Source organism: Nonomuraea polychroma (assembly GCF_004011505.1).
GTDB lineage: Bacteria > Actinomycetota > Actinomycetes > Streptosporangiales > Streptosporangiaceae > Nonomuraea > Nonomuraea polychroma.
Window position 1 is genome coordinate 4,643,064 of record NZ_SAUN01000001.1, and the last position, 26,249, is coordinate 4,669,312.

Below are 26,249 nucleotides of genomic sequence, written 5' to 3' on the forward strand. Positions count from 1 at the left end.
ACTTTCACCACCCGGCGGACAGGCCCCTTGAGCTCGCCGGACCGCTAGAGCTCGAATCTCCGTTTCATCGTACAGAACCCGAGGTCAAAGGCTCCGGGTCACTCCTGGTCGGAGCGGCGCGATTCCCAGGTTTTGACGATCTGGGACCTGGACGTGAAGTTGAGCTTGCGGAGGATGTTCTCGACATGGCACTCCGCGGTGCGTGGCGCGATGACCAGAGCGTCGGCGATCTCCTTGTTGGTCAAGCCCTTCGCGACGTACTCGGCGATCTCCCGCTCCCTGCGGGTGAGGACGGACAACACGTCGGATTCGGGTTGCCGGGCGGGCCGTTCGTCCAGCGCGTAGGCGGCGGCCTGGTCGACGGTGAGCGCCGATCCGCGGCCGAAGGCCGCCTCGAACCGATCGTCTTTCAGGTGCCGCCGGAGGGTGGCCTCGCACCGGTCGTGTGCGCCGGCCAGGTGCCCCAGACCGGACAGTGACGTCCCGATCGACCGCCAGACCACCTGGGCGCCGCCCAGCATCTGGGCGGCCTGTTCGTACTGCCCGTCGTCGGCCAGGACCCAGGCCAGCCCCTCGATGCACTGGGCCAGGCCCAGATGGTCGTTGCAGCGCAGCTTGAGCCGCACGGCGTCACGCATCATGGTCACGGCGTCCCGGAGAGCGCCCCGCCGCCACCGCTCCAGAGCCGTGACCCACAAGGCGTAGGACACCGACCATTCGGCGTTCGCGCGTGTGGCCTTCTCCAGCACCTCCTCGCACAACTTCGCCGAACGTGGGTCGTCCATGAGGACGGCCGTCATGGCGAGCTGGAAGAGCACGACCCACTCATGCCCCCGATGGCCGAGGACGCGACGCCGGGCCAGGGCCTCTTCCAGCAGGGAGAAGGCTCGGTCGAAGTCTCCGGCCAGCAACGCGGAAAAGCCCGTGATGTGAAGGGCGCCGGCGAGCTGGGCCTCGTCGCCGAGCCGCTCCGCCAGCGTCCGGCACTCCTCCAGCAACGGCTTCGCCGCTTCCGGCTCGCCGCGGAGCAGCACGAGCCACGCGTCGACCCACAGGGCCTTGGCCCGGACCGGCCCGGCGCCGGGCTCCTTGGCGAGCGCCCGCTCCAGCCAATGGTGTCCTTCGCTCGGGGAGCTCCACGAAAGCCGGTGACTCCACATCGCGGCGGCGATCTCGAGCGCGGCCCAGGCCTCACCGGGCTCGTTCAGGCAGAACTCCAGCGCGGCCCGGACGTTCCCCTGTTCCCGGGCGAGGCGGCCGAGCCATTCCATCTGACGGTCGCCGAACCATTCCGCCTCGGCCCGCGCCGCGAGGTCGCGGCACCAGTCGCGATGCCGCAGCCGCAGGGCCTTGTCCTCGCCGGAGGCGACCAGCCGCTCCCGTCCGTACTGGCGCAGCGTGTCCAGCATCTCGAAACGTATGGCGGAGCCCTGCCCGCGGCGCAGCACGATCGACTTGCCCACCAGCTGGGCCACCAGGTCCGGCACGCTTTCCCTGGCGATGCCGTCCGAGCACACCTGCTCGATCGCCTCCAGGTCGCTACCGCCGGAGAAGACCGACAACCGCCCCCACAGCGCCTGCTCCTGATCGGAGCACAGGTCATAGCTCCAGTCGAGCAGCGCTCGCAGCGTCTTCTGCCGTGACGGCGCGGTGGTGGGCCCGGTCGTCAGCAGCCGGAATCGGTCGTCGAGGCGCTCGAGGATCTGCTCAGCGGAGAGAATCAGCATGCGCGCCGCCGCGAGCTCGATCGCCAGGGGGATGCCGTCCAGCCGCCGGCACAGCCGCGCCACCGCCAGGATGTTGGCGTCGTTGACCTTGAACTCGGGCACGACGGACGAGGCACGGTCCTCGAACAGCCGCACCGCCTCGTTGTGCAGGACGTCCTCCATGGACGCCTCGGCCGGCTCCGGGACCGTGAACGGCGCGATCTCCAGCACCTGCTCACCCGGGAGGTTCAGCGCCTGCCGGCTGGTCGCCAGGATGCGCAGCCCGGGCGCCGTGGACAGCAGGTCGCCGGCCAGTGCCGCGCACTGGGCAAGGAGGTGCTCACAGTTGTCCAGCAGCAGCAGCGTCTGCTTGTCCCGCAGGTACGCGGTCAGCGACTCCATGTTCGGATAAGGGCATCCGACGACGAGGGCGGCGACCGTTTCGGCGAGAAGCTCTCCTGCCCCCAGCGGCGCCAGGTCTATCAGCCAGGCCCCGTCCTCGAACTCGCGTGACATCTCCGCGGCGATCCGACCCGCCAGCCGGGTCTTGCCCACCCCTCCCACGCCGACGAGGGTGAGCATCCGGCCCGCGGAGAGCAGACGCTTGCCCTCCGCCAGTTCGCGCCTGCGGCCGACGAAGCTGGTGAGCTCGAGCGGCAGATTCCCGGCGCGCGTTGTCGCCCCCATATCTTCCCCGCTACCCCCGCCGGGCGATCCCATGACAGGGCGGACGCAAACCCTGGCCCGCCGTCACGGCCACGCCGTCACGTGCGGCCAAGCGCACCTCCACGGCATGCACGTGCGGGGGACCGCCCGGTCAGCCGCCGGAGGGCTGGGGCCGGCAGTCGTGCAGCGCATAGGCGATCGCCTGCTCGACGGTCGTGCAGTTCCGCTCGGCCTCCTGCCGCGCCGCCCGGCACCTCGCCTCCCCGAGGACGTGGCGGACCCGCCGGACACAGCGGTCGTGGAGTTCGGATGTCTGAGGGGAGCGGAACCCGGCGCTCGCCCCGATCGAGCGCCAGATCACCCCGGCGGCGCCCAGCAGCCGCGCGGCCCGGACGAGCTCGTGCCTCGACTCCGCGATCCACGCCAGCAGCTCGATCGTCAGCGAGGCGCCCACGGCGTCATTGAACTCCCACTGGATCGACAGCCCACGGCGGGCCAGGTCGTCGGCCCGCTCGGTGTCGCCTTCGGCCCAGACCTCCAGCCCGTACGCCCACAGTGCGTAGGCGTGCCAGCATCGCTCGCCGAGTTCTTCGCTGAGGGTCAGCGTCCGCTCGGCCAGCGCCTTGCACCGAGCGGTATCGCCCACGTTGGAGTAGGACCTGGCCTGAACGAGCATCGACAGCAGGATGCCATTGGCCTCCTCCAGGCGCTGATGAGCGGCGATCGCCTCCTCGAGGTGGCCGATCGCCTCACTCACGCGTCCCTGGTAGATGGCGTCGATGCCGCGCATCGTGCGCGCGTATGCCTGGGAGACCTCGTCATGCTGCTGCTCGGCCAGCCTCTCGCACTCGCCGAGACAGCGGCCGGCTGCCCGGTGGTCTCCAAGGTTCACCGCCGTCCACGCCGCCACCCACAGCGCGGCCGTGCGCGCCGGGCTGGGCTCGCCGGACAAGCCCAGCGCCCGCTCCAGCCACCAGCGTCCTTCCGTGACGTATCCGCCGACGCACCAGTGGTACCGCAACGCCGCCGTGAGGGCCAGCGCCGGCTCCGGCCCGGCGGGATCGCGCATGCACCACTCCAGCGCGGCCCGCAGGTTGTCGTGGTCGGTACGCAACCGGGCCAGGGCCGCCACCTGCCCCGGACCGCTCCAGCCGGCGTTCATCCGCTCGACCAGGCCGAGGAAATAATCACGGTGCCGGCTCGACAGCCGGTCCATCTCGCCCTGCTCGGCCAGCCTCTCCCGGCCGTAGTCGCGGATCGTCTCCAGCATCCGGTAGCGGACGGAGCCCTTCACCTCCACCCGCATGATGATCGACTGCTTCACCAGCCCGTCGACGAGATCGAGGATCTCCTCCCCGCCCAGATCGGCGTCCACGCAGACGCTTTCTGCGGCGTCCAGGTCGAAACCGCCGGCGAACACCGACAGCCGCGCCCACAGCCGCCGCTCCTGTGGGGTGCACAGCGCGTGGCTCCAGTCGATCGTGGCGCGCAGGGTCTGCTGCCGGGGCAGCGCCGCCGGGTTCCCGCCGGTCAGCAGCGCCAAGCGGTCCTCCAGACGGCTGACCACCTGCTCGATCGACAGCGACGCCAGCCGGGCCGCGGCGAGCTCGATCGCCAGCGGGATCCCCTCCAGCCGGGCGCAGAGTGCCGCGACGGCATGGCGGTTCTCCTTGGTCACGGCGAAGTCCCGCGTGCCGGTCGTGGCCCGGTCGGCCAGCAGGCGCACCGCCTCGCGGCGCATCAGCGCGGCCGTGGGCGGAAGCCGGTCGGGATCGGGCACCGACAGCGGCGGCACCACCAGGACGTGCTCCCCCGGGACGCCCAGCGTCTGCCTGCTGGTGGCGAGGATCCGCAGCCCGGGGACGCTGCGCAACATCGTTTCGGCGAACAGCGCGCACGCCTGGCACAGGTGCTCGCAGTTGTCCAGAACGATGAGCAGCGCCCGGTCGGCGAGGTAACCGGCCAGCTGTTCCTCCGGCGGCCTGCCGGAGCGGTCCTGGATGCCCAGCGTGTCCGCCACGGTCCGGGCCACCAGCGTGCCGTCGCGCAACGCCGCCAGATCGACCACCCACACGCCGTCGCGGAACACCCGCTCGGACCGTGCCGCCACCTCGAGCGCCAGCCGCGTCTTGCCCACGCCGCCCACGCCCGTCAGCGTGACCAACCGGGCGCGGGACAGGGCTCTCGACACCTGAGTGATCTCGCGCCGCCGGCCGACGAAGCTGCTCTCCGCGACGGGGAGGCTCCCCATCGCCCCCTCCCAGGCAAGACGGTCACATCACTGCAAGCGTAGTCCACGCAGGTCACGGCGCCGGAGCGGCCTTGCCGGCCCGGCGGCCGTCGCGCCCGCGCCGGGGTCCGGGAGCGGCCGTGCCACTAGCATGTGCCCGTGAAATACATGCTGATGATCTACGCCAACCCGGAGTCGCAGCAAGCCGTGGCCGATCATGGCGACGCGGTGATGGCCGAGGTCGACGCGTTGATGAAGGAGCTCGGCGAGAGCGGCGAGCTGGTCGGCGGGCAGGCGCTGGACGGGCCCGGGGCGGCCAGGACCGTGAAGGTGCGGGGCGGCGTGCCGGCGGTCACCGACGGGCCGTTCCTGGAGGCCAAGGAGTTCCTGGCCGGCTATCTGATCGTGGAGTGCGCGAGCGTCGAGCGGGCCACGGAGATCGCGGCCCGCTGGCCGGACGCGCGGCTGTGCGCGATGGAGGTACGCCCGATCATCGACGAGGTGTGACGGCCGTGGCCGATGTCGAGAGCCTGCTGCGGGAGCTGGCCCCGCAGGTGCTGGGCGTGCTCGTACGGCGCTACGAGCAGTTCGGCACCTGCGAGGACGCCGTGCAGGAGGCGCTGCTCGACGCGGCCGTGCAGTGGCCGGAGCAGGGCCTGCCGGACAGCCCGCGGGCGTGGCTGATCACCGTGGCCTCCCGCCGGGTCGTCGACCACATGCGCAGCGAGCACGCGCGGCGGCGGCGGGAGGAGAGCGTGGCGGTCAGCGTGCCCGCCGACGCGTTCGTGGCGCCGTCGCCGGGCGAGGAGCGGCCCGGCGACCAGGACGACACGCTGACGCTGCTGTTCCTGTGCTGTCATCCCGCGTTGTCGCAGCCCTCGCAGCTGGCGCTCACGCTGCGGGCCGTGGGCGGGCTGACGACGGCGCAGATCGCCAGCGCGTTCCTGGTGCCCGAGGCGACGATGGCGCAGCGCATCAGCCGGGCCAAGCAGCGCATCAAGGCCACCGGCGTGCCGTTCGCGATGCCGCCGGAGGCCGAGCGGGCCGACCGGCTGCGGGTGGTGCTGCACGTCCTGTACTTGATCTTCAATGAGGGATATACCGCCACCTCCGGGCCCGAGTTGCACCGGACGGAGCTGACCAGCGAGGCGATCAGGCTCGCCAGGGCCGTGCGCCGGCTGCTGCCCGGCGACGGGGAGGTGGCCGGGCTGCTGGCGCTCATGCTGCTGACCGAGGCGCGGCGGGCGGCGCGGGCCAGGCCGGACGGCGGGCTGATCCCGCTGGCCGAGCAGGACCGTAGCCTGTGGGACCGGCGGCTCATCGACGAGGGCGTCGAGCTGGTGACCAAGGCACTGTCGACGACCGCGCTCGGGCCGTACCAGCTGCAGGCGGCCATCGCGGCCGTGCACGACGAGGCCGCCACGGCGGAGGAGACCGACTGGCCACAGATCCTGGCGTTGTACGGGGTGCTGTCCGGCGTGGACGACAACCCGGTCGTCAAGCTCAACCAAGCGGTGGCCGTGGCCATGGTGCACGGTCCGCGGGCCGGGCTCGACCTGCTCGAACGCCTGGCGGCCGACGAGCGGATGACGCGGCACCACCGGCTGGCGGCGGTCCGCGCCCACCTGCTGGAGATGGCGGGCGACGCGGAAGCGGCGGTGGCCGGCTACCGGGAGGCGGCCCGGCTGACGACGAGCCTGCCGGAGCAGCGCTACCTTGAAGACCGAGCAAACCGCCTGTCTTGACAATGATTTTTTTCGGTGCCATCGTTCACCCATGCATGAAGTGGCCGTGATCGAGGATCCCGCGGCGGCCGAGGCCTCGCTCGATCCCATGCGCTCGAAACTGCTGGCCGAGCTGGTCGAGCCGGGCTCGGCCACGTCACTGGCCGCAAAGGTGGGCCTGGCACGGCAGAAGGTCAACTACCATCTGCGCACGCTGGAGCGGCACGGCCTGGTCGAGCTGGTCGAGGAGCGCAGGAAGGGCAACGTCACCGAGCGGGTCATGCAGGCCACCGCCGCGTCCTTCGTGATCTCCCCGAACGCGCTGGCCGCCGTCCAGCCCGATCCGGGCCGCTCCCCCGACCGGCTGTCCGCGCGGTGGCTGCTGGCCCTGGCCGCGCAGCTCGTCCGGGACGTCGGCACCCTCATCACGGGAGCCGCGAAGGCGCAGCAGCGGGTGACGACGTTCGCGATCGACGGCGAGGTGCGCTTCGCCTCGGCGGCCGACCGGGCGGCGTTCGCCGAGGAGCTGGCCACCTGCGTGACGTCGCTGGTCAGCAAATATCACGACGAGAGCGCCGAAGGCGGGCGCGCGCATCGCCTGGTCGTCGCCGTACATCCTGCCGTGAAGCGGGAGCGCTGACGTGGGGCGGGAGTTCGAGCTACCTCAGGAGGCACGCATCGGACCGCCCAGGCCCGAACGGGCGCCCGTAGGCGTGAGGGGCCCCGACCCCCGCATCCCCGGACCACGGGACACGATCCGCGCCGCCCGGGTACGGCGAGAACGCCGGGCGACCAGAACGCTCACACCGTTCGGAGCGTTCGGCTGAGCACGCGCGACTCATGCTCAGTCCTTAGGAACGGTTCGGCGGGTCCATGATCGCTGCCCACCTCGTCTTCAAGGGCGAGGATCAGGGGCCTGCGTGGCGGGAGTGGCTGGCACGTTCGCGCGTGAACGGGGCATGACGAGGGCATGAAGGTCGTCGCATTGTCGGACACCCATGCGCCCAGGCGCTGGCGCTCGTGCCCGCCCAGGGTCGCCGAGCACCTGCGGGACGCGGACGTCATCCTGCACGCGGGAGACGTCTGCGTCGCCTCGGTGCTGGACGAACTGGCCACGTACGCGCCGGTTCACGTGGTGAAGGGCAACAACGACGGCCCCGACGTGGAGGCGCCGGAGACCCTTGAGCTCACTCTGGAGGGGCTGCGGGTGGGCATGATCCACGACAGCGGCCCGGCCAAGGGCCGGCTGGCCCGTCTGCGCCGCCGGTTCCCGCAGGCGGACCTGGTGGTCTTCGGGCACTCGCACATCCCGCTGGACGAGTCGGGCGAGGGCCTGCGGATCTTCAACCCGGGCTCGCCCACCGACCGCCGCCGCCAGCCGCACGGCACGCTCGGCCTGCTCACGATCGAGGACGGTGTGCTGACCCGGGCCGAGATCGTGCCCGTCACGTGACGACGTCGTCGCGCGCCTTCTCCAGATTGGCCTTGAGCTCCTCCAGGACGTCGGCGTAGCCCAGGTAGCTGTAGCGCTCGGCGGCGCGCCACGGATAGAGCTGGCCGGCCTTGACCGCGGGCAGCTTGGCCCAGGTCGGCTTCTTCGCCATCTCCTCGATCGTCATCGACTGGGCGCGGGCGTCCACGAGGATCACGTCGGCCTGGTACTTGTCGGCGTTCTCCCAGCTCACGAGCTCCCAGAAGCCGCCTTCCGAGGGCTTCGGCGGGGAGACGACGTTCAGGCCCAGCTCGCCCCAGTACGTCGACGATCTCCAGCAAGGGCTTGCCGCTGTGCATCACGCCCACGGACGGCGCGATCTGGTCGACGGCCGCGGCGGACTCCGCGGGGACTTACCAGAGCTTGTTCTTCTCGTACATGCCCGCCACGAGCACGTCGGGCTGGAGCGAGGCGTACTTCTCGACGTTGAACTCGCCGAAGGCGTTCCCGATCGACTCCACCTTCGTGATGTCGACCTCGCCCACCGCCCGGTCACGGCTGCCGTCCTTGAGCCGGTGCGGGCCGTACACCGCGATGGGGCGTACGCCGAAGTCCCACAGCGCGGCCGCCGAGTCGAACTGGGCCACGATGCGCTGCGGCCGCTGCGGCAGGGAGATGTTCTTGCCCCGGTCGTCGGTCCAGGTCCAAGGGCCCTGCCCGGCGGCGGAGGCCGGGGCCGAGGAGGCCGGAGCGGCGGGCCTGAGCGTGGTCCGGCGTGATCACGCCGGCCGGTACCCCTTCTGCGGGACCGGAGGACGCCGTCCGTACGACCGGTGACGTAGCCCGGGCGGCGACGGCGGACGGATTCCGATTCCCGGCTACGGCAACATCCTGGAGTCCTTCGGGGCTTAAGGGGCGCGGTAAGGCCGCGGGAACGAGACCGTAAGCGCCCTCCAGCACAGTGATCCCAGATCACCGCAGAGAAGGGCAGAACGATGAGCCAGCCGTACACCTCCACCCTCCAGGACGAGATCGCGCTCCCGGGCTTCACCGGCGCCGTGCACCGGCCGGGCCAGGACGGCTACGACGAACTGCGCCGCTCGCTCAACCCCACGGTCGACGCCCGCCCGGCCCTCGTGGCCGAGGCGTACGGGGTGGCGGACGTGCGGGCGGCGCTGCTCACGGCGCGGGCGCACGGCGTGCCGTTCGCGGTGCAGTCGACCGGGCACGGCACGCATGCCGCGTGCGACGGCGGCGTGCTGGTCAGGACGTCGCCCATGGCATCGGTGCTGGTGGACCCGGTCCGCCGGGTCGCGCGGGTGGGGCCGGGAGCACGCTGGAGCGCGGTGCTGGCCGCCGCCGCGCCGTTCGGCCTGGCGCCGCTGTCGGGGTCGGCGCCGTCGGTCGGCGTCACCGGGTACACGCTGGGCGGCGGCCTCGGCTGGCTGGCCCGCAAGCACGGGTTCGCCGCCGACAGCGTGGTGCGGGCCGAGGTGCTGCTGGCCGACGGCAGGCACGTCACGGCGAGCTCGAGCAGTCATCCCGAGCTGTTCTGGGCATTGCGCGGGGGCGGCGGCGGGTTCGGCGTGGTGACCTCGCTGGAGTTCCGGCTCTATCCGGTCTCGCGGGTGTACGCCGGTTTCGCGTACTTCCCCATCGAGGCGGCGGCCGGACTCGTGCACGCGTACCGGAGCTGGATCGACGACGCGCCCGACGAGATCAGCACCGCGGTGGTGCTCAAGCGGATGCCCGCCGGCGGGCCGCTGCCCGGACGGCACGTGGCGATGCTGAAGGTCATGCACGCCGGGGAGGCCGCCGAGGCCAGGCGGCTGCTGGCGCCGCTGTGGCGGGCGGCGGGCCCGGCGCTGCTGGACGAGACCCGCGCGATGGCGTACGCGGACGCGGCGATGGGCGGCACCCCCAACCGGCACATGGACATGTTCGACACGGTCCCCGGCGAGGTCGCCGACATCCTCGTGCGGGCCGCCGAGACGGCGCAGACCGTGGAGATCCGGCACTGGGGCGGCGCGATGGGCCGCCCCGGACCGGACGCGGGCCCGGTCAGCCACCGGAGCACCAAGCTGTCGGTCATCGTGGACACGCCGGTGCCCGGCCTGGCCGAGGAACTGCGGCCGTACGCCAACGGCGGTACGTTCCTCAACTTCCTGTCCGACCCGCGGCGGACGGCGGACGCCTATGGGGCGGCGGACTACCGGCGGCTGCGGGACGTCAAGCGGGCCTACGACCCGGACGGCTTCTTCCGCGTCGGCCACGTCGTGCCCGCGTGAGCGGACCCTGCGTCCCGGCGATCATCAGGACGAGTGCCACGAGGGCGGGCGCGCCAGTCCAGCACGGTTCCTCCATGGGTCAACTGCCGCGTCTTCAGGCGATGGAGGACGGCCGGGCCATGTCGACTGCGCCGGCGGCGGGTATGAGCGTCATGAAGGAAGGCTTCGGCGCCCGGCCGGCATGCGCGTCATCGAGCATGTGTGCGCGGATCCGGGCCTCGGTCAGCGCGGCAAGCGCCGCCCGGCCGGCGGGTGCGGGACGTACGGGGTCGAGGAGCGTCACCTCGACGGCGAGGCCCCGGGTGGCGGCCACCCGCAGCATTGAGGCCAGCAGCGAGTCGTCGCCGACGTAGCAGGCGCGGGTGGAGGTCACCGCGCCCTCGCGGTAACGCAGCGTCGCCGGGACCACCGCGGCGCCGGCGTCGATCGCGGCCTGGAACACGGCGGGGCGGAACCGGCCCATCTCGCGCCCGCACCAGGTGGTGCCCTCGGGGAAGGCGACCACGGTGTCGCCGGCCCGCAGCGCGCCCGCGACCGCCGCGACGGTCGCCGGCAGCGCGTACAGCCGCTCCCTGTCGATGAACAGCGCACCGGAGCCGGCCACCAGCCGTCCGACGACGGGCCACCCGGCGATCTCCTGCTTGGCGAGCGGGCGCGACGGCACCGTGGCGGCGAGGACCAGCGGGTCCAGCCAGGAGATGTGATTGGCCACGACGAGGCCCGCCGCGCCGGGCGCTGCCGGCGCGGCCTCCACCCGGATGCCGAGTGCCCTGAGCAGCAGCCGCGCCCACGCCCTCGTGATCGCCGCCCGCAGGCCGGCCGGTACCCGGCACGCCGCGAGGGACACCGGTATGCCGGCGAGGATCACGAGCAGCGCCACCGTCAGCCGCGCCGCCGTCCGGGGCAGCCCCGCGGCGGTGGCCGGGCCTTCCACGCAGGCGGCGGGCGTGCACGGGCCGACGGGCCGCCAGGGGTTGGCCTGGGCGGCGCCGCTCACCGGGCCGCTCACTGTGCCGCTCACCGGGCCCCTCACCGTGCCGCTCGCCGGGCCCCTCACCGTGTCGCTCCCGGCGCGGTCTCTCCGAGGAAGTAACGCAGGTAGCGGTGGTTGACGCGGGCCATGGACAGCAGCACGAAGAAGTCGGCGGTGCCGAAGTCCCGGTCGTGGGCGGGCGCCCCGCACACCCAGGACCCCAGCCGCAGGTAGCCGCGCAGGAGCGCCGGCGGGACGAACCGGTCACCGCGGGCCCCGCGCCGGCGGCCGCGCCACGGGTCGCGCGGCGTGACCCGGTACTCCTCCGGCCCGAGCGGCACCTGATCGACGACGGCCGCCGCGACCACGCCCTGGTCGTCGAGCGGCACCGAGCAGCAGCCGGCCAGCCACTGGTGGCCGCCTTCCGTCATGTACCGGGCGATGCCCGCCCACATGAGGGCCATCACCGCGCCGTCCCGGTGGTCGGGGTGCACGCAGGTGCGTCCGGCCTCGACCAGGCCCTTCCTGATCGGGGCGAGGTTGCGCAGGTCGAACTCGCCGTCGGAGTAGAGGCGGTCGGTCCGGCCCGGAGGCAGGAGCCGGTAGGTGCCGACGACCTCGGCGCCGTCGCGGACGAGGAGGTGGTCGCAGTAGGCGTCGAACCGGTCCGCGTCGAGGCCCGAGACGGGGCTGTCCAGGCGCGCCCCCATCTCCTCGGCGAAGACCTCGTACCGCAGTCGTTGCGCGGCCCGCAGGTCGGCTGCGCTGGTGGCCATGCCGACCGTGTACCGACCGGTGTCAAGAGAGATCGTCATGGGCGGGCGTCCTTCCCTGAAGGGGTCTCGCGCCTATGTCGACATGCGGAAATGACGGCCGCGTCGCGCTACGGGGGCAGGCAGGCGTCCGCGCGATGAACCTCGGGGCAGGCGTACCGGGAGAAGGTGACCGGCGGGGTGTCGGGGCTGCTGCACCGGCACATCACACGCTGACCGGCGGGGCCACCCAAGTGAAGGACTCGTCCTGACAGCCATATCGGCAAATTGCCATATTCATAAATGGCAGAACCACGCGTGCGAGGAAAAGCCGCCGTACCGATGACGTAAACAGCCACCTCTCCAATGGACGCCGTCAGGGCACAAAATACATCCATCGAGAAGTTTCGGTCACCGACGGCCGTCGTCGCACACCTTTGCACAGGTCTCCCCCGCATGTCTATAGGGGCCTTTCGACCTGCGGAGGTTCTGACAGGGAACGTTACGGATCGGGTCGACGTAGATATCAACTCTGCAACATTACGGTCAGGCAATTTGTCCGAAACATTGGTCAATGATTCTATTCCGCACTAACTGGCGGCGCTGACCCTAGTTCGGACAAAGGAGAGCTGTCGTGTCCCACAGGCACAGATTTGGGAGATTCCTCGCGGCGGTGGCAGGAGGTGCGCTTCTGCTGTCGGCTTGCGGCCAGAGCGGCGGCGGCCAGGCGAGCAAACCCTCGGCCTCGGCGGCCGGTGCGGCGCAGACCATCACCTATGCCGGTGAGCAGGAGTTCAACTCCTACAACAGCACGGCGGTGAACAACCTCGTCAACAGCACGGCCATGCAGCGGGTGCTGGCCGGCTTCTGGTACTACGGCCAGAACGGCGTCGTGACCCCGGACAAGGACTTCGGCACCTACACCAAGAGCTCCGACGACCCGTTGACGGTCGACTACGAGTTCAACTCCAGCGCCGTCTGGTCCGACGGCACCCCCATCGACTGTGACGACGCCCTGCTGTTCTGGGCCGCCAAGTCGGGCAAGGTCAAGGGCTTCCAGGTCGACGGCACCAGCGGCGTCGAGCTCGTCAAGGCCCCGGCCTGCAAGGCGGGCGACAAGAAGTTCACCTTCGAGTACTCGGAGCCGTTCGCCGACTGGGACAGCAACGGCCCGGGGGCCGCGGACCTGCTGCCCGCTCACGTGGCCTACAAGGCCGCGGGCATGAGCGAAGCGGACTTCATCGCCGCGGTTCAGGCGGAGGACGCCAAGAAGCTGGAGGCGGTGATCAAGTTCTACAACGAGGGCTGGGTCATCGAGGGCGGCATCAAGGACATGTCGCTCTTCCCCGCCTCCGGCCCGTACAAGATCTCCGCCATGGAGCCCGGCCAGTCGCTGACCCTCACCGCCAACGACAAGTGGTGGGGCCCCAAGCCCGCGACGCCGACCATCGTCATGCGCGTCATCTCGCAGGAGGAGCAGGCCCAGGCTCTGCAGAACCGCGAGGTCAACCTCATCGAGCCCCAGCCCAACCCGGACCTGCTCGCCCAGCTCGAAGGCATGCAGGGCGTCACCGTGAAGACCGGCGACCAGTACACCTACGAGCACCTGGACTTCAACTTCGAGGGTGCGTTCAAGGACAAGGCACTGCGCGAGGCGTTCGCCAAGTGCGTGCCCAGGCAGCTCATCGTGGACAACCTCATCAAGCCGCTGGCGCCGCAGGCACAGGTGCTGCAGGCCCGCACCAAGTTCCCGTTCGAGGCCGACTACGCCACCGTCGCGCAGGGCAACGGCGCGGAGAACTACGCCCAGCCCGACATCGAGGGCGCCAAGGCGCTGCTGGAGAAGGCCGGCAAGGCCGGGATGGAAGTGAAGATCGGCCACAACCTGCCCAACCCCCGCCGCACCCAGGAAGTGCAGCTGATCGCGGACTCCTGCGGCAAGGCCGGTTTCAAGATCGTCGACGCCGGTGACGAGAAGTTCTTCGAAGCCGGCGGACCGCTGGCCACCAACACCTACGACGTCGCCCTGTTCGCGTGGAGCGGCTCGGCCGAGGTCAGCCAATGGAGCTCGACGTACACCACGGCCAAGGAGTGCAGCGAGGCCGGCAAGGAGAACAACAACGGCTGCTACTCCAACAAGGAAGTCGACGAGCTCATCAAGAAGCTCAACGGCGAGGTCGACAAGACCAAGCACCCCGCCATGATCGCCGAGATCGAGAAGCTGCTCTGGACGGACCTCGCCACGATCCCGCTGTTCGCCCACCCGGGCATGCTCGCGTGGGACGAGAAGCTGCAGGGCATCGTGCCGAACCCGGCGCAGTCGTCGGTGACCTGGAACATGGACAAGTGGACGCTGGCGCCCTAGCCGTCCGATCATCCTGAACCAGCCGTGCGTGGGCCGGGCACCCGCAAGTCCCCGGCCCACGCGCAAGCACATCGTCACCATGAACCAAGGGGGTAGCGAGTGATCGCCTTCATCTCCCGAAGACTGATCACCTCCTTCTTCGTCCTCCTGGCCGCCACCATGGTCATCTACGGGCTGACGGCGCTCGCGGGCGACCCGCTGGAGGACTTGAGAGAGCTTCCGGGTCCGGACCGGGAAAGGAGGATGGCCGACCGCATCGACCGGATGAACCTCGACGTCGCCCTTCCGCTGAGGTACCTGGCCTGGCTCGGCAACCTGTTCCGAGGAGACCTCGGCGTCAACCGCGACGGACAGGACGTGGCCGTGCTGCTCGGCGCGGCCCTGTCGGCGACGCTCCAGCTCGTCGTGGCGGCCACCGTGCTCGCGGTCGTCATCGGCGTGCTCGTGGGCATCGTCTCGGCGCTGCGGCAGTACAGCGCCTTCGACTACTCGGTCACCTTCGCCGCCTTCGTCTGCTTCTCGCTCCCGCTCTTCTGGGTCGCGGTGATGCTCAAGCAGTACATCGCCATCGAGTTCAACGACTGGCTGCGCGATCCCGTCATCCCGCCCGCCGTCATCGGCTCGGTGGCCCTGGTCGGCGGCCTCGCCTGGGCGGCGCTGGCCGTGGGCGACCGGCGGCTCAGGCTCGCCGCGTTCGGTGCGGGCGCCGCCGTCACGGCCGTGACGCTGGCGCTGCTCTCGGCGACGCGCTGGTTCGCCGATCCGGGCATCGGACTCTTCGCGCTGGCCGTCCTCGCGGGAGGCACGGCGATCGGGCTGACCGTGCTGATCTCCGGACTGCAGTACCGGGGCCCGCTCTACGCGGCCCTGGCGGCCGCGGGGATCGGCGTGCTCCTGTCCGAGGTCCTGGATCCCGTGCTGGCCGACCCCGGCTGGCTGGGGATCTTCGGGCTCGCGCTCGTCACCGTGGCCGTCTGCGCAGGACTCGGGTACAGCCTCGGCGGCCTGCTCCGCCGGCAGGCGATCACCGCCGCCGTGCTGACCGGTTTGGTCACCGGCGGGCTGATCTTCGTCGACCGGATGTTGCGCGGCTTCGCCGCCTACAGCGAGCGGGTGCGCGGCCGCCCCATCTCGACGATCGGCTCGCGCACCCCGAACTTCACCGGCGACTTCTGGCAGACCAACCTGGACGCGGCCGGCCACCTCCTGCTGCCGACCATGGCGCTGATCCTGATCTCGCTGGCGACGTACACGCGTTACAGCCGCGCCAGCATGCTCGAGGTGATGAACCTCGACTACGTGCGCACCGCACGGGCCAAGGGGCTGCCCGAGCGCACGGTGATCACCAAGCACGCCTTCCGCAACGGGATGATCCCGATCACCACGCTGATGGCCTTCGACTTCGCGGGCGTGATCGGCGGCGCCATCGTGACCGAGAACGTCTTCGGCTGGCAGGGCATGGGAAGCCTGTTCCTCCAGGGGCTCCAGCAGGTGGACCCGGCCCCGGTCATGGCGTTCTTCATCGTCTCGGGGACCGCCATCGTCGTCTTCAACATGCTGGCCGACATCGTCTACGCCTATCTCGACCCGCGGATCAGGCTGTCATGAAGGAGAAGCACCCATGACGATCAGCGCCCAGGCCCCAGGGGCCGCACAGGGCATGACCGTCGTCGCACGTACCCAGGGTCAGATGGTCCGCCGCCGGTTCTTCCGGCATCGCGCGGCACTCACCGGCATGGTCGTCTTCGGCGGCGTCGTCCTGCTGGCGTTCACCTCCATCGGATTCGGGCCCCTGCCCGGCTGGTGGGACAAGACGTATCTCGCCACCGGCTCGCTGGTGAACCAGGGCAGGCCGACGCTCAGCGTGGTCCCCGAGTTCCTCGGCGGGCAGGGGATCCATCTCGGCGAGCATCCGTTCGGCCAGGACAACATCGGCATCGACTACTTCGCGCTGACCATGCGGGGAGCGCAGCAGTCGATCATCGTCGCGTTCATCGTCGGCTTCGTGGCCACCACGGTCGGAACGCTTGCAGGCGCCTTCGCCGGATATTTCAGGAAAACGACGGAATCTATCATCATGCGGCTGACCGATGTGATGATCACCATTCCGATCCTCATCATCGCGGCCATCGTCGGACGTTCGTTCGGCGACTCGGGCATCGTGATCCTGGCCGTCTGCATCGGCCTGGTGACCTGGCCCACGCTGGGCCGGCTGATCCGGGGCGAGTTCCTGTCGCTGCGCGAGAAGGAGTTCGTCGAGGCGGCACGGGCGGTCGGCACCTCCGCCGGCCGGATCATCTTCCGGCACATCCTGCCGAACACCGTCGGCGTCATCATCGTCAGCGCCACCCTGGCCGTCGCCAACGCGGTGCTCCTGGAATCGGCGCTGTCGTTCCTCGGTGTCGGCGTGCAGCCGCCGGACGTCTCCCTCGGCCAGCTCATCGACACCTACCGCAGCGCGATGACCACCCGCCCGTGGTTGTTCTGGTGGCCGGGCGTCTTCATCATCGCGATCGCCCTGTCCATCAACTTCATCGGCGACGGCCTGCGTGACGCCTTCGACCCTCGACAGACCCGGGTGCGTGCCTGATGACGAGTCCTGCCAACCAGATCCCCGGTGAGATTCTTCGCGTGGAGGACCTGACCGTCGAGTTCCCGACCGACGACGGCGTCGTCCACGCGGTCCGGGGCGTCTCCTACGCGCTGCACGAGCGCGAGGTGCTCGGCATCGTCGGCGAGTCCGGCTCGGGCAAGTCGGTCTCATCCCTGGCCGTGATGGGGCTGCTCCCGCGCGGCGCCCGCGTGCGGGGCCGGATCCTGTACCGCGGCGAGGACGTGCTGAAGCTGCCCGCCCGCAGGCGGCGGGCGCTGCGCGGCGGGAAGATCGCCATGATCTTCCAGGATCCGATGACGGCGCTGAACCCCGTGCACACGATCGGCGACCAGCTTGCCGAGGCGGTGCTGGCGCACGGCCTGGTGCCGAGGAAACAGGCGCTCGCCCGGGCCAGGGAGATGCTCGACCTGGTCGGCATCCCGCAGGCCGAGGCACGCCTGCGGGCCTACCCCCACGAGTTCTCCGGCGGCATGCGCCAGCGCGCGATGATCGCCATGGCGGTCATCAACAACCCGGACGTCATCATCGCCGACGAGCCGACCACGGCCCTCGACGTGACCGTCCAGGCCCAGATCCTGGAGAAGCTCCTGGCCGTCAAGGACGCCGTCAACGCCGCGATCGTGCTGATCACACACGACCTCGGCGTCGTCGCGGGCATCGCGCACCGGGTGCTGGTCATGTACGCGGGCAAGCCGGTCGAGATCGGCGACACCGACTCGATCTTCTACAAGCCGCGCATGCCGTACACGGCGGGTCTGCTCGGCTCGATGCCGTCGCTGGAGACCTCGGGCGGGCGGCTGCGCCCGATCGGCGGCGCTCCACCGTCCTTGATCAACCTGCCCGCGGGCTGCCCGTTCTCGCCACGCTGCCCGCTGGCCGACGACGCCTGCCGCAGCGAGGAGCCCGGTCTCATGGAAGCCGGCGAGGGCGGGCACTACGCCGCCTGCCACCACTGGCGCGAGGTGGCCGCGGCGGCTGATCCCACCGCGTTGTTCCGCGCCGGGAGCGAGGTCGTCCGATGACCCACCTGCTCGAGGTCAAGGACCTCATGATGAGCTTCCCCGTACGCGGCGGCGGCCTCCTGCGCAAGGTGACCGGCCACATCCAGGCGGTCAGCGGCGTCTCCCTGCACGTCGACCAGGGTGAGACCCTCGGCGTCGTCGGCGAGTCCGGATGCGGCAAGTCGACGACGGGCCGGGCCATCCTCCAGCTCCACAAACCCACCTCCGGCTCGGTGCTCTTCGAGGGCGACGAGCTGACGACGATGCCGCCCAAACGGCTGCGAGCGGTGCGGCGGGACATCCAGATCGTCTTCCAGGACCCCTATGCCTCGCTCAACCCGAAGCTGCCGGTCAACGACATCATCGCCGAGCCGCTGAAGGTCCACGGCCGCTGGCAGGACGGCGGCCCGGCCCGGGTGGCCGAGCTGCTCGAACGGGTCGGCCTCAACCCCGAGCACGGCAACAGGTACCCGCACGAGTTCTCCGGGGGGCAGCGGCAGCGTGTCGGGATCGCCCGAGCGCTGGCGCTGGAGCCCAAGCTCCTCGTGCTCGACGAGCCGGTGTCGGCGCTGGACGTGTCGGTGCAGGCCGGGGTGGTCAACCTGCTGGAGGATCTGCAGGACGCGTTCGGGCTGGCGTACATCTTCATCGCGCACGACCTCTCGGTGGTCAGGCACATCTCCGACCGGGTCGCGGTGATGTACCTCGGCAAGATCGTCGAGACCGGCTCGCGCGACGACGTCTACGACCGTCCCGCCCACCCCTACACCCAGGCGCTGCTGTCCGCCGCGCCGATGGCCAATCCGCGGGAGGAACGCAGCAGGCAGCGGATCATCCTCACCGGCGAGGTGCCGAGCCCGCTGGACCCGCCCAGCGGATGCAGGTTCCGCTCACGCTGCTGGAAGGCTCAGGACATCTGCGCCGTGGAGGAGCCCGCCCTGACCGACCGCGGCATCGGCCACCCTGCCGCCTGCCACTTCGCGGAGGTCAACACCAAGGTGGTTTGACGTCCGAGCACGTGCATGCGGTGCAGGCCGGTCGGCGCTGCGGCGTGCCGGCCGGTGCTGCGGCGTGCCGGCCGGTGCTGCGGCGTGCCGGCCGGTGCTGCGGGAGCGTGGCAGAGGCCAGGGCGACGGTGCGGGAGGAGGCGGCTGACGCAGGACGCTCAGGAAGGCGGTGGCGGCGCGGGCCGGTGACCTGGTGTCCGGGTCACCGGCCCGCGCGAGGTGCGTCAGGGGGTGGTGACGGTCGCGCCGGTGACCGCGGCCGACCAGTACAGCGCCCGCGCCACCTGCGGGAACAACCCCTTCGGGTGGTTGCGGAACATCGGCTCGGTGCCGAACAGCACCACGGCCGCGCCGCGCTCGTCCCTGCCGCTGACCACGGCGGCCTGTCCCCTGGCCGCCTCGGGCCCGCCCATGCCGTTGTCGTCGGGCCGCCAGTGGCCGGACACGAGGGGGCCGTCGGTTGCGTACGACTGCTCGACGGTGACCTCGGCGCCGAGCGCGGTGAACCAGCGTGGCGAGTACACGAACGAGTGCTCGGGCGACCCAGCGCCGACAGGGCCGGACGACGAGGTCACGCGCACCACACCGTTGGCGTCGCCGCGTCCGGCGACCGCGGTCGCCGTGAGCAGCCCAGCGGCGGCGTTGAACGCCGCTCCCGTGCCGCCCCGCGTGATCACGCCGCCGGTGGCGAGGTAGGCGTCGAGCGCCGTGCGGGCGGCCGGGTTGAGCGCCGCGTAGCTGAGCCCGCTGGAGACGTACAGGACGTCGGTGCCGCTCCAGTCGAAGCCCGCGTTGAGCACGGCGGTGGAGACCGGCGTGACCGCGAAGCCCATCTCGCGCAGCGTGAAGAGCTCGTCGGCGGAGGCGGCCGCGGCGATGCGCACCTGGGCCAGCGGCGTGCCGGTGGCCGATCCTGCTGGGGTGAAGGCGACACCGTACCGGTCGGACACGGTCGCGGCAGCCTGGCGGGCGGCGGCCGGCACGATGGCGCTGCCGTCGTTCGTCCAGGTCACGGCCACGCCCTGGGCCAGCAGGTCGTTCAGCGCCTGGACCTCCTTGGCGTCGGTCACCTTCAGCGCGAGCGACCCGGGGGTACGGGGGACGGAACCGGTGGGTGCGGCGGCCTTGACCGGCTCGGACGACACGTGGAGCGGGCCCGAGGCGACGCTGTCCACGGTGGCGCCCCAGAGCAGGGCGTGGCTCCAGCCGGAGATGTCGTACATCGCATCCACCCGGGGGGAGATGTCCTCTCCCGGCTCCAGCATCACGTTGGCCAGGCCGCGCTTGGGCTGGCGCATGTCCACGACATAGGACCCGGCCGGGTACGTCTTCCCGTTCAGCCGGAACGAGCGCTTGGCCCGCTCGACCCGTACGTCGTTGGCGATGAGGTGATCGACCAGGCGGGCGGCGGCGGTGGCCGAGCGCTGCCCGGTGATGACGTACGCGCGGGGGAAGGTCGTGTTGTAGACGTCCTCGGGGCCGAAGCCGGGCACGATGCCGAGCGGCACGACCTTGGACGGCTCACCGGCCGCGCCTCGCCGGAAGACCTCGATCTGGTCGGCGATCAGCTGGTCGTGCTTGGAGTGCACGAACCCGTAGGTCGCCCGGATGGCGGCGGCGGCCACATCGGTGTTGATCGCGGAGCGGCGGCGCAGCTCCTCGACGGGCAGGTTGTAGTCGGCGTTGTTGACCCGGAGCGGGATCTCGACGGTGTGCGAGGCGACGGTGCCGTGGAACGGCGCGTACTGCGGGGTGAAGATCGGCGGCCAGTCGTCCCAGCCCTCGTCCGAGTCACGGAACGGGATCTGCACCGGGTGCACGCCATCCTTCGCCGGCGTGTAGCCGAGCCCGTTGACCGCGGCCTCCATGCCGAGCCCGTTGGCGTAGGTGTTCCTGATGAACAGGTCGTACTCGTAGTTGGCGCCGTGCGGCGGCGTTGTCGGCTCGATGAGCGTCCCGTTGACGTAGCCGTGCAGGTCGATCATGGCGACCGGCTGGGTGTCGATCATCACCTGGCGCATGGCCCGGACCTCGGGCTGGGAGGCGGTGATGAAGTCGCGGTTCATGTCGAAGCCGGCGCCGTTCGCCCGCGTGCCGTTGACCCGGCCGTCGGGGTTGGCGGTGACGTTGAAGTACAGCCTGGTGCGTTTCATGAGGTCGGCGACCTGCGGGTCGGTGCTGGTCGCGAGCTCCTCGATGGTACGCAGCGCGGCGTCGGTGCCCTCCCACTCGTTGCCGTGGATGTTGGCGTTGACGAAGATCGGCGCCTTGTACCTGGCGGCCAGCCTGCGGTCGCGGGCGGCCCCGGCCGGGTCGTTCTCGATGCGGTCGCGGATGGCGCTCTGCTCACCGGCCTCGCCGCGGCTCTCGGGGGCGGTGAGGGTCACGAGGTAGAGGTCGCGGCCCTGGTGGCTGCGGCCGATGATCTCCACGCTGACGCGGTCGCTGCGCCGCTGCAGGTCGTTCAGCTTGGGCGCGATGGCGTGGTACGGCACGAGGCCCAGCTTGATCGAGGCGTCGGCGGGGTTCTCCGCGGGGGTCGAAAGCTGGACCTGCCTGGGATACCCGCGGTCGCGGGACAATCCGTACGATTCGGTCGTCTCCGGGGCCCGGCGGAGCGTCTCGGCCCGCTGCCCCTCCGCGGCGCCTGCGGCCACCTCGTTCCGCTCGGGGCCGTTGCCGAAGTCGCGTACGGCGGGCTGGGGCGGCTCGGCAGGCTCGGCTGCCGCCGACCCTGGTGGGACGAGGAGCGCGGCCGAGACGGCGATGCTCAGGATGGCTGCATATAAGCGCACAAAGTCCTCCACAAATCAGAAGTACGGTCTAATTCGTACGTTTTAACGGCAAAACCGCACAAGACGCCGTGATCAGAGCGACGCGCAATCCATGTCATTCTGTGTCGCCCGAGATCGCCCGACGGCCCCGCTCAGCGAGCATTCCACGGGCGGGCGTGCTCGTCGACGATCTCGGCCAGCCGCTGGAGCCGGGGCACCGCGCGGGCCCGGAGGGCGGCGGCAAGGTCGTGGGATGAGACGTCGATGCCGACGAGGTCGCTCCAGATGGCACGTCCGGCGAGCATCCCGGAGGCTCCCGCGCGGCAGGCGGCCCGCACGGCGGCCGGGAAGTCGTCGCGCTCCACGCCCTGCGAGAGCACCACCCACGGGACGGGGATCACCTCGTCGAGCCGCGCGCACTCCTCGATCAGCCGCTCCTCGGGCGCGGCCCCGCCGAGCGGTACTTGGGCCTTGTAGAGGCTGGGCCGCAGCCCCGCCAGCTCGGCGGCGGCCTCCCTGATCGCGGCAGGCCCGTCGAACACGGCCCCAGAGGCGGTGTGCCCGGCGGGCGGTTTGGCGACGCCTTCGAGCACGGACAGCAGCCCTGCCGCGGCGCACCGCCGGACGAACTCGGCGGCGATGTCCAGGCGGCGCTGCCGGTGCTCGTCGTCGCGCCAGATGAGCAGCAGCTTGGCGGCCACGGCGCCGGCCCGGCGGGCGGCGGCCAGGTGGACGCGCTCGTCGATCGAGGTGTCCTCGACAGGCCCGTCAGGGGTCTGCTGGAGGCTGTCGACGGCGACGATCAGCCCGCCGGGGATCAGGCGCTCGGCCGCCACCCGGGAGAAACCGTAGTCCTGATCGATCAGGAACCCCGAGGCGTGCGGCCCGACCTCCCTGGCCACCGCCAGCTTGAACGCCGTCAGCGTGCCGTCGCTCACCCGCTCTCCCGTGGCGGCGGCGAACATCTGCCTGAGGCTCTCGCGCTGGTCCATCGCCACCATGGCGAACCCGCCGGACGGCCGAGCCAGCAGGTCGAGCGTCGGAGCCGGCGTGGTGGTCTCGGAGGTGGCCATAGGGAGCTCCAATCCGGGGTCATGCGTTCCCGTGGCCGAGGCGAGCGGGCGCCGCGGGCACACCAGCCATCATGGGCACAGGAGCGACACGGACGCGAGTCTGCGATCGGCAAATCAATTCACTGCAACTCGCGCATTTATTTCGCGAAAAATGCCACCGAAATCCATCCTTGACAAACCTCACAGGCGGCCAATAATCTCCGGGAGATTTTATCGATTTAATGCGCCAGGAGCCCTGTGCCATGAGATCCCCCAGCGGCGTGCGCCGCTTATTCGCCACCGCCCTGGCCGCCCTGCTCACCGCGTCGGCGACCGCGGCCCCGGCCGCCGCCGACCCCGAGGGCGGCCACGGCGCGGGCGTGCGGCTCGAACACCTCGACCGTGGCCTGGTGGCGGCCTCCACCAGCGAGGGCGTGTTCCTCAGCTGGCGGCTGCTCGGCAACGAGGTGACCGGCGCCGGCGCCACCGGCATGGAGGGCGCCGGCTTCCGCGTCTACCGCGACGGCCGCCCGATCGCCACGGTGTCCGACAGCACCAACTACCTCGACGCCGCCGGCACCGGCTCGGCCGAGTACCGCGTCGCCCCCGTCGTCAAGGGCCGGGAGGGCCGCCGCAGCGCCGCCGCCACGCCCTGGGTTAAATCGTTTTATGATCTTCAACTGAAGAAACCGGCCGACGGCGTGACCCCGGCCGGCGAGGCGTACACGTACTCGGCCAATGACCTGAGCGTCGGCGATGTGGACGGCGACGGCCAGTACGAGTACGTCGTGAAGTGGGACCCGTCCAACTCCAAGGACGTCTCCCAGCGCGGCTACACCGGCAACACCTACGTCGACACGTACGAGCTGGACGGCACCCTCCGCTGGCGGCTCGACCTGGGCGTCAACATCCGCTCGGGCGCCCACTACACGCAGTTCCTGGTCTACGACTTCGACGGCGACGGCCGCTCGGAGATGATGCTCAAGACCGCCCCCGGCACGAAGATGATCCGCTACGGACGCGACGGCCAGGTCGTCTCCGAGCGTTACGTCACGATGCCGGAGCAGGACGTCAAAGCCGGCCACTCGCACGCCGACGACTACCGCAAGAGCGCGGCGGACTACTTCGACCACGTGGTCGGCATGTTCGAGAAGTGGCACGAGCACCCCGAGGTGGTGGCCGGGCGCTGGCCGGCGACGCTGGAGCAGGCCTTCGGCATCGCCTCGAAGCACCAGTACCCGCTGTCGCACGAGGCCGCCGTCGACCTGGCCACGTACTTCGTCGACGTCTACGCCCCGAGCCGCAGCGGCAACAACCGCCTGCGGGAGTTCGCCGGCTTCGTCATCACCGGCCCCGAGTACCTGTCGGTGCTGGACGGCGCCACCGGCAAGGAACTGCAGACCATCCACTACAAGCCGGGCCGCGGCGACGACGGCCTGCTGTGGGGCGACTACGCGATGGGCCGCATCGAGCCGGGCAACCGGGTCGACCGGTTCCTGTCCGCCGTCGCCTACCTCGACGGCAGGCGGCCGTCGGCGATCTTCGCCCGCGGCTACTACACCCGCACCACGCTGGTCGCCTACGACTGGAACGGCAGGAAGCTGAAGGAGGTCTGGTACGTCGACAGCGGCCACGCGCCGATGGCCAACCCGTTCAACGCCTCGCCCCACGGCGTGCCCGGCAGCAACCCCGAGTACGCCGACCTCACCACCCAGGGCTTCCACTCGATGAGCGTGGCCGACGTGGACAATGACGGCCGGCAGGAGATCGTGTACGGGGCCGCGACCATCGACGACGACGGCGACCTGCTGTACTCGTCGTTCGCCGAGGGCCCGCCGCAGAGCAACGTGCCCGGGCAGAGCGTGCGGCTCGGCCACGGCGACGCCATGCACGTCGGCGACCTCGACCCCGACCACCCGGGCCTGGAGATCTGGACCGTGCACGAGGGCGGCGCGTGGGCTCCGTACGGATGGGCGATGCGTGACGCCGCCACCGGAAAGGTGCTGTTCGGCGGCTACAGCGGCCGGGACACCGGGCGCGGCATGGTCGGCGACATCGACCCCGCCATCCGCGGCCTGGAGGCATGGTCGTCGATGCCGCCCAACCAGGAGATCCAGGCGGGCCTGTGGTCGGCGCGCGGCGAGCACCTGGGCCGGACCACGCCCGGCACGAACATGAGCATCCGCTGGGCGGCCGACATGACGACCCAGCTCGTCAACGGCACCGCCACCACGGTGTTGCAGACGCCGACGATCGACGACTGGAAGCGCGGCACGGTGCTCACCGCGGAGGGCACGCTGACCAACAACTGGACGAAGGGCAACCCGGGCCTGGTGGCCGACGTGTTCGGCGACTGGCGGGAGGAGCTGCTGACGCGCACGGCCGACAGCTCGGCGATCCGGATCTTCCTCAGTACGGAGGTCACGGACCGCAAGCTGTACACGCTCATGCACGACCCGCAGTACCGCGTGGACGTGGCCCGGCAGCAGACCGGCTACAACCAGCCCGCCTACCCGAGCTTCTACCTGGGCTCGGACATCGACTGGTCGCGGGTGCCCGTGCCCCGCTTCCGTACCTCCCAGGGCTGAGCCCCAGCAGCGAGTCGACCGGCGGCGGTCAGCCGCCGGTCGACTCGCGGGCCACGACCGTGAAGCGGCTGATGAACTCCCGCGCGACCTGCCGCTTCTTCCCCTTCTCGGCCAGCCGCCCCACCAGGAACCGGACGGCCGTGCTGGCCATGAGCGCGTGGTCGGGGTCGATCGACGACAACGAGGGCACGATGTAGGCGCCCTCGGCGATGTTGTCGAACCCGATGACCTTGACGTCCTGCGGCACGCGCACCCCGGCGTCGGCGAACCCGCGTAACGCGCCCATCGCCACGGTGTCGGTCACGCAGAACGCGCCGTCGAACTCGACCCCTGACTCGCTCACCCGCCGCGCGGCTGCGGCGCCCTGCTCCATGGTGAGCGCGTCGATGTGGACGAGCAGCCGCGGGTCGAGGGGGATGCCGGCCTCCGCCAGCGCCTCTCGATAGCCGTCCTGGCGCAGGCTGGAGACGTCGACCTCGTCCCCGGGCCAGCCGTCGATCAGCACGATGCGGCGGCAGCCCCGCTCGATCAGGTGCATGGTCGCCGCCCGCGCACCCTCGACGTTGGGCATCGCGACGTGGTCCACCGGCCCGTCGAAGATCCGCTCCCCCAGGATGACCATCGGGTAGTCGACCTTGAGCAGGTCGGTGTCGGCCGGCCCCAGCCCGACGGTGCTGAGGATGAGCCCGTCGTAGAGCCGGTTGCGGGACAGGGCGAGCGCGTCGAGCTCGCCCTCGCGGGAGGCGCCGGTCTGCTCGATCGCCACCTTGAGGTTGTGCCGGGCCGCCGCCGTGATGATCTCGGCGGCGAGCTGCCCGTAGTAGGGCCGGTCGACCTCGGGCACGGCCAGCCCGATCGTGCCGGTGCGCCCGGTGCGCAGGTTGCGCGCGGCCACGTTGACCCGGTAGTCGAGGTCGGCGATGGCCTGCAGCACGCGGGCCCGGGTCTCCGTCTTGACGTGCGGGTGGTCGTTGATCACGTGGGACACGGTCATGGCGGACACGCCTGCCGCTCGCGCCACGTCCTGGATCGTCACCATCCCCGCCGCCTCACCGGAGAATCCTCTCATGGAGGGCC

General features: G+C 70.8%; 20 protein-coding genes. 11 read left to right on the forward strand and 9 right to left on the reverse strand.

Annotated elements, in window-relative coordinates; translation table 11 throughout:
* Positions 1–98: 98 nt before the first annotated feature.
* Both EDD27_RS21150 and EDD27_RS21155 read right to left on the reverse strand, forming a co-directional pair.
* Complete coding sequence (locus tag EDD27_RS21150) at positions 99–2,393, reverse strand: ATP-binding protein (RefSeq protein WP_127933944.1); 2,295 nt, start codon at positions 2,391–2,393, stop codon at positions 99–101.
* A 130-nt stretch (positions 2,394–2,523) separates the two neighbouring features.
* Entirely contained in the window at positions 2,524–4,623 is a 2,100-nt protein-coding gene (locus tag EDD27_RS21155; protein WP_127933945.1) for an ATP-binding protein, read from the reverse strand.
* 147 nt (positions 4,624–4,770) lie between these two features.
* Between EDD27_RS21155 and EDD27_RS21160 the strand changes: the two genes are divergently transcribed.
* The 4 genes from EDD27_RS21160 (at position 4,771) to EDD27_RS21175 (ending at position 7,779) form a co-directional block, all read left to right on the forward strand.
* Positions 4,771–5,109: a YciI family protein gene (locus EDD27_RS21160; protein WP_241564826.1), complete on the forward strand. Its 339-nt coding sequence runs from the start codon at positions 4,771–4,773 to the stop codon at positions 5,107–5,109.
* A 5-nt stretch (positions 5,110–5,114) separates the two neighbouring features.
* Entirely contained in the window at positions 5,115–6,347 is a 1,233-nt protein-coding gene (locus EDD27_RS21165; protein WP_206641563.1) for an RNA polymerase sigma factor, read from the forward strand.
* 31 nt (positions 6,348–6,378) lie between these two features.
* Complete coding sequence (locus EDD27_RS21170; RefSeq protein WP_206641564.1) at positions 6,379–6,966, forward strand: ArsR/SmtB family transcription factor; 588 nt, start codon at positions 6,379–6,381, stop codon at positions 6,964–6,966.
* Positions 6,967–7,296: 330 nt separating this feature from the next.
* On the forward strand, positions 7,297–7,779 hold the full coding sequence (locus EDD27_RS21175; protein ID WP_127933948.1) for a metallophosphoesterase family protein: 483 nt from the start codon (positions 7,297–7,299) through the stop codon (positions 7,777–7,779).
* Here EDD27_RS21175 and EDD27_RS56755 read toward each other — a convergent pair.
* Together EDD27_RS56755 and EDD27_RS56760 are read right to left on the reverse strand one after the other, a co-directional pair.
* Positions 7,772–8,011: an ABC transporter substrate-binding protein gene (locus EDD27_RS56755; RefSeq protein ID WP_241564167.1), complete on the reverse strand. Its 240-nt coding sequence runs from the start codon at positions 8,009–8,011 to the stop codon at positions 7,772–7,774. The genes EDD27_RS21175 and EDD27_RS56755 overlap by 8 nt on opposite strands.
* A gap of 160 nt (positions 8,012–8,171) precedes the next feature.
* Complete coding sequence (locus EDD27_RS56760) at positions 8,172–8,405, reverse strand: TroA family protein (RefSeq protein WP_241564168.1); 234 nt, start codon at positions 8,403–8,405, stop codon at positions 8,172–8,174.
* Positions 8,406–8,753: 348 nt separating this feature from the next.
* On the opposite strand from EDD27_RS56760, the gene EDD27_RS21185 reads away from it, so the two are divergent.
* On the forward strand, positions 8,754–10,046 hold the full coding sequence (locus EDD27_RS21185; protein ID WP_127933949.1) for an FAD-binding oxidoreductase: 1,293 nt from the start codon (positions 8,754–8,756) through the stop codon (positions 10,044–10,046).
* Between the two features lie 94 nt (positions 10,047–10,140).
* On the opposite strand, the gene EDD27_RS21190 is transcribed toward EDD27_RS21185, so the two are convergent.
* A complete protein-coding gene (locus tag EDD27_RS21190) occupies positions 10,141–11,067 on the reverse strand; it encodes a lysophospholipid acyltransferase family protein (RefSeq protein WP_164903716.1) in 927 nt (308 codons plus the stop codon).
* 32 nt (positions 11,068–11,099) lie between these two features.
* On the reverse strand, positions 11,100–11,834 hold the full coding sequence (locus EDD27_RS21195; protein WP_127933951.1) for a GNAT family N-acetyltransferase: 735 nt from the start codon (positions 11,832–11,834) through the stop codon (positions 11,100–11,102).
* Positions 11,835–12,405: 571 nt separating this feature from the next.
* Between EDD27_RS21195 and EDD27_RS21200 the strand changes: the two genes are divergently transcribed.
* From EDD27_RS21200 to EDD27_RS58355, 5 genes are all read left to right on the forward strand, one after another.
* Positions 12,406–14,136 carry an ABC transporter family substrate-binding protein gene (locus EDD27_RS21200; protein ID WP_127933952.1) on the forward strand — a complete coding sequence of 577 codons (1,731 nt, stop codon included), beginning with the start codon at positions 12,406–12,408 and terminating at the stop codon, positions 14,134–14,136.
* Between the two features lie 99 nt (positions 14,137–14,235).
* Positions 14,236–15,744, forward strand: a complete 1,509-nt coding sequence (locus tag EDD27_RS21205; protein WP_127933953.1) for an ABC transporter permease — start codon at positions 14,236–14,238, stop codon at positions 15,742–15,744.
* A gap of 13 nt (positions 15,745–15,757) precedes the next feature.
* Positions 15,758–16,726, forward strand: coding sequence for an ABC transporter permease (locus tag EDD27_RS21210; protein ID WP_127933954.1), 969 nt, complete (start codon positions 15,758–15,760; stop codon positions 16,724–16,726).
* Positions 16,726–17,772 carry an ABC transporter ATP-binding protein gene (locus EDD27_RS58350; protein WP_127933955.1) on the forward strand — a complete coding sequence of 349 codons (1,047 nt, stop codon included), beginning with the start codon at positions 16,726–16,728 and terminating at the stop codon, positions 17,770–17,772. The genes EDD27_RS21210 and EDD27_RS58350 overlap by 1 nt, the downstream gene beginning before the upstream one ends.
* On the forward strand, positions 17,769–18,758 hold the full coding sequence (locus EDD27_RS58355) for an ABC transporter ATP-binding protein (RefSeq protein WP_127933956.1): 990 nt from the start codon (positions 17,769–17,771) through the stop codon (positions 18,756–18,758). Before EDD27_RS58350 ends, EDD27_RS58355 begins: the two co-directional genes overlap by 4 nt.
* A 224-nt stretch (positions 18,759–18,982) precedes the next feature.
* On the opposite strand, the gene EDD27_RS21225 is transcribed toward EDD27_RS58355, so the two are convergent.
* Both EDD27_RS21225 and EDD27_RS21230 read right to left on the reverse strand, forming a co-directional pair.
* A complete protein-coding gene (locus EDD27_RS21225; protein WP_241564169.1) occupies positions 18,983–21,553 on the reverse strand; it encodes a M14 family zinc carboxypeptidase in 2,571 nt (856 codons plus the stop codon).
* A 131-nt stretch (positions 21,554–21,684) separates the two neighbouring features.
* Entirely contained in the window at positions 21,685–22,605 is a 921-nt protein-coding gene (locus tag EDD27_RS21230) for a hypothetical protein (protein ID WP_127933957.1), read from the reverse strand.
* Between the two features lie 242 nt (positions 22,606–22,847).
* On the opposite strand from EDD27_RS21230, the gene EDD27_RS21235 reads away from it, so the two are divergent.
* Positions 22,848–25,172 (forward strand): rhamnogalacturonan lyase, encoded by a 2,325-nt coding sequence (locus EDD27_RS21235; protein ID WP_127933958.1) that lies wholly within the window; start codon positions 22,848–22,850, stop codon positions 25,170–25,172.
* 28 nt (positions 25,173–25,200) lie between these two features.
* Here EDD27_RS21235 and EDD27_RS21240 read toward each other — a convergent pair whose 3' ends face one another.
* Positions 25,201–26,241, reverse strand: coding sequence for a LacI family DNA-binding transcriptional regulator (locus tag EDD27_RS21240; protein ID WP_206641565.1), 1,041 nt, complete (start codon positions 26,239–26,241; stop codon positions 25,201–25,203).
* Between the last annotated feature and the right edge of the window lie 8 nt (positions 26,242–26,249).

Excerpts from the sequence above, each read along its gene's own strand:
- EDD27_RS58355 (WP_127933956.1), top strand. The coding sequence starts at position 17,769 with ATGACCCACCTGCTCGAGGTCAAGGACCTCATGATGAGCTTCCCCGTA.
- EDD27_RS21240 (WP_206641565.1), bottom strand. The coding sequence starts at position 26,241 with ATGAGAGGATTCTCCGGTGAGGCGGCGGGGATGGTGACGATCCAGGAC.
- EDD27_RS21185 (WP_127933949.1), top strand. The coding sequence starts at position 8,754 with ATGAGCCAGCCGTACACCTCCACCCTCCAGGACGAGATCGCGCTCCCG.
- EDD27_RS21155 (WP_127933945.1), bottom strand. The coding sequence starts at position 4,623 with ATGGGGAGCCTCCCCGTCGCGGAGAGCAGCTTCGTCGGCCGGCGGCGC.
- EDD27_RS21170 (WP_206641564.1), top strand. The coding sequence starts at position 6,379 with ATGCATGAAGTGGCCGTGATCGAGGATCCCGCGGCGGCCGAGGCCTCG.
- EDD27_RS21150 (WP_127933944.1), bottom strand. The coding sequence starts at position 2,393 with ATGGGGGCGACAACGCGCGCCGGGAATCTGCCGCTCGAGCTCACCAGC.
- EDD27_RS58350 (WP_127933955.1), top strand. The coding sequence starts at position 16,726 with ATGACGAGTCCTGCCAACCAGATCCCCGGTGAGATTCTTCGCGTGGAG.
- EDD27_RS21175 (WP_127933948.1), top strand. The coding sequence starts at position 7,297 with ATGAAGGTCGTCGCATTGTCGGACACCCATGCGCCCAGGCGCTGGCGC.
- EDD27_RS21210 (WP_127933954.1), top strand. The coding sequence starts at position 15,758 with ATGACGATCAGCGCCCAGGCCCCAGGGGCCGCACAGGGCATGACCGTC.
- EDD27_RS21195 (WP_127933951.1), bottom strand. The coding sequence starts at position 11,834 with ATGACGATCTCTCTTGACACCGGTCGGTACACGGTCGGCATGGCCACC.
- EDD27_RS21230 (WP_127933957.1), bottom strand. The coding sequence starts at position 22,605 with ATGGCCACCTCCGAGACCACCACGCCGGCTCCGACGCTCGACCTGCTG.
- EDD27_RS21160 (WP_241564826.1), top strand. The coding sequence starts at position 4,771 with ATGCTGATGATCTACGCCAACCCGGAGTCGCAGCAAGCCGTGGCCGAT.
- EDD27_RS21235 (WP_127933958.1), top strand. The coding sequence starts at position 22,848 with ATGAGATCCCCCAGCGGCGTGCGCCGCTTATTCGCCACCGCCCTGGCC.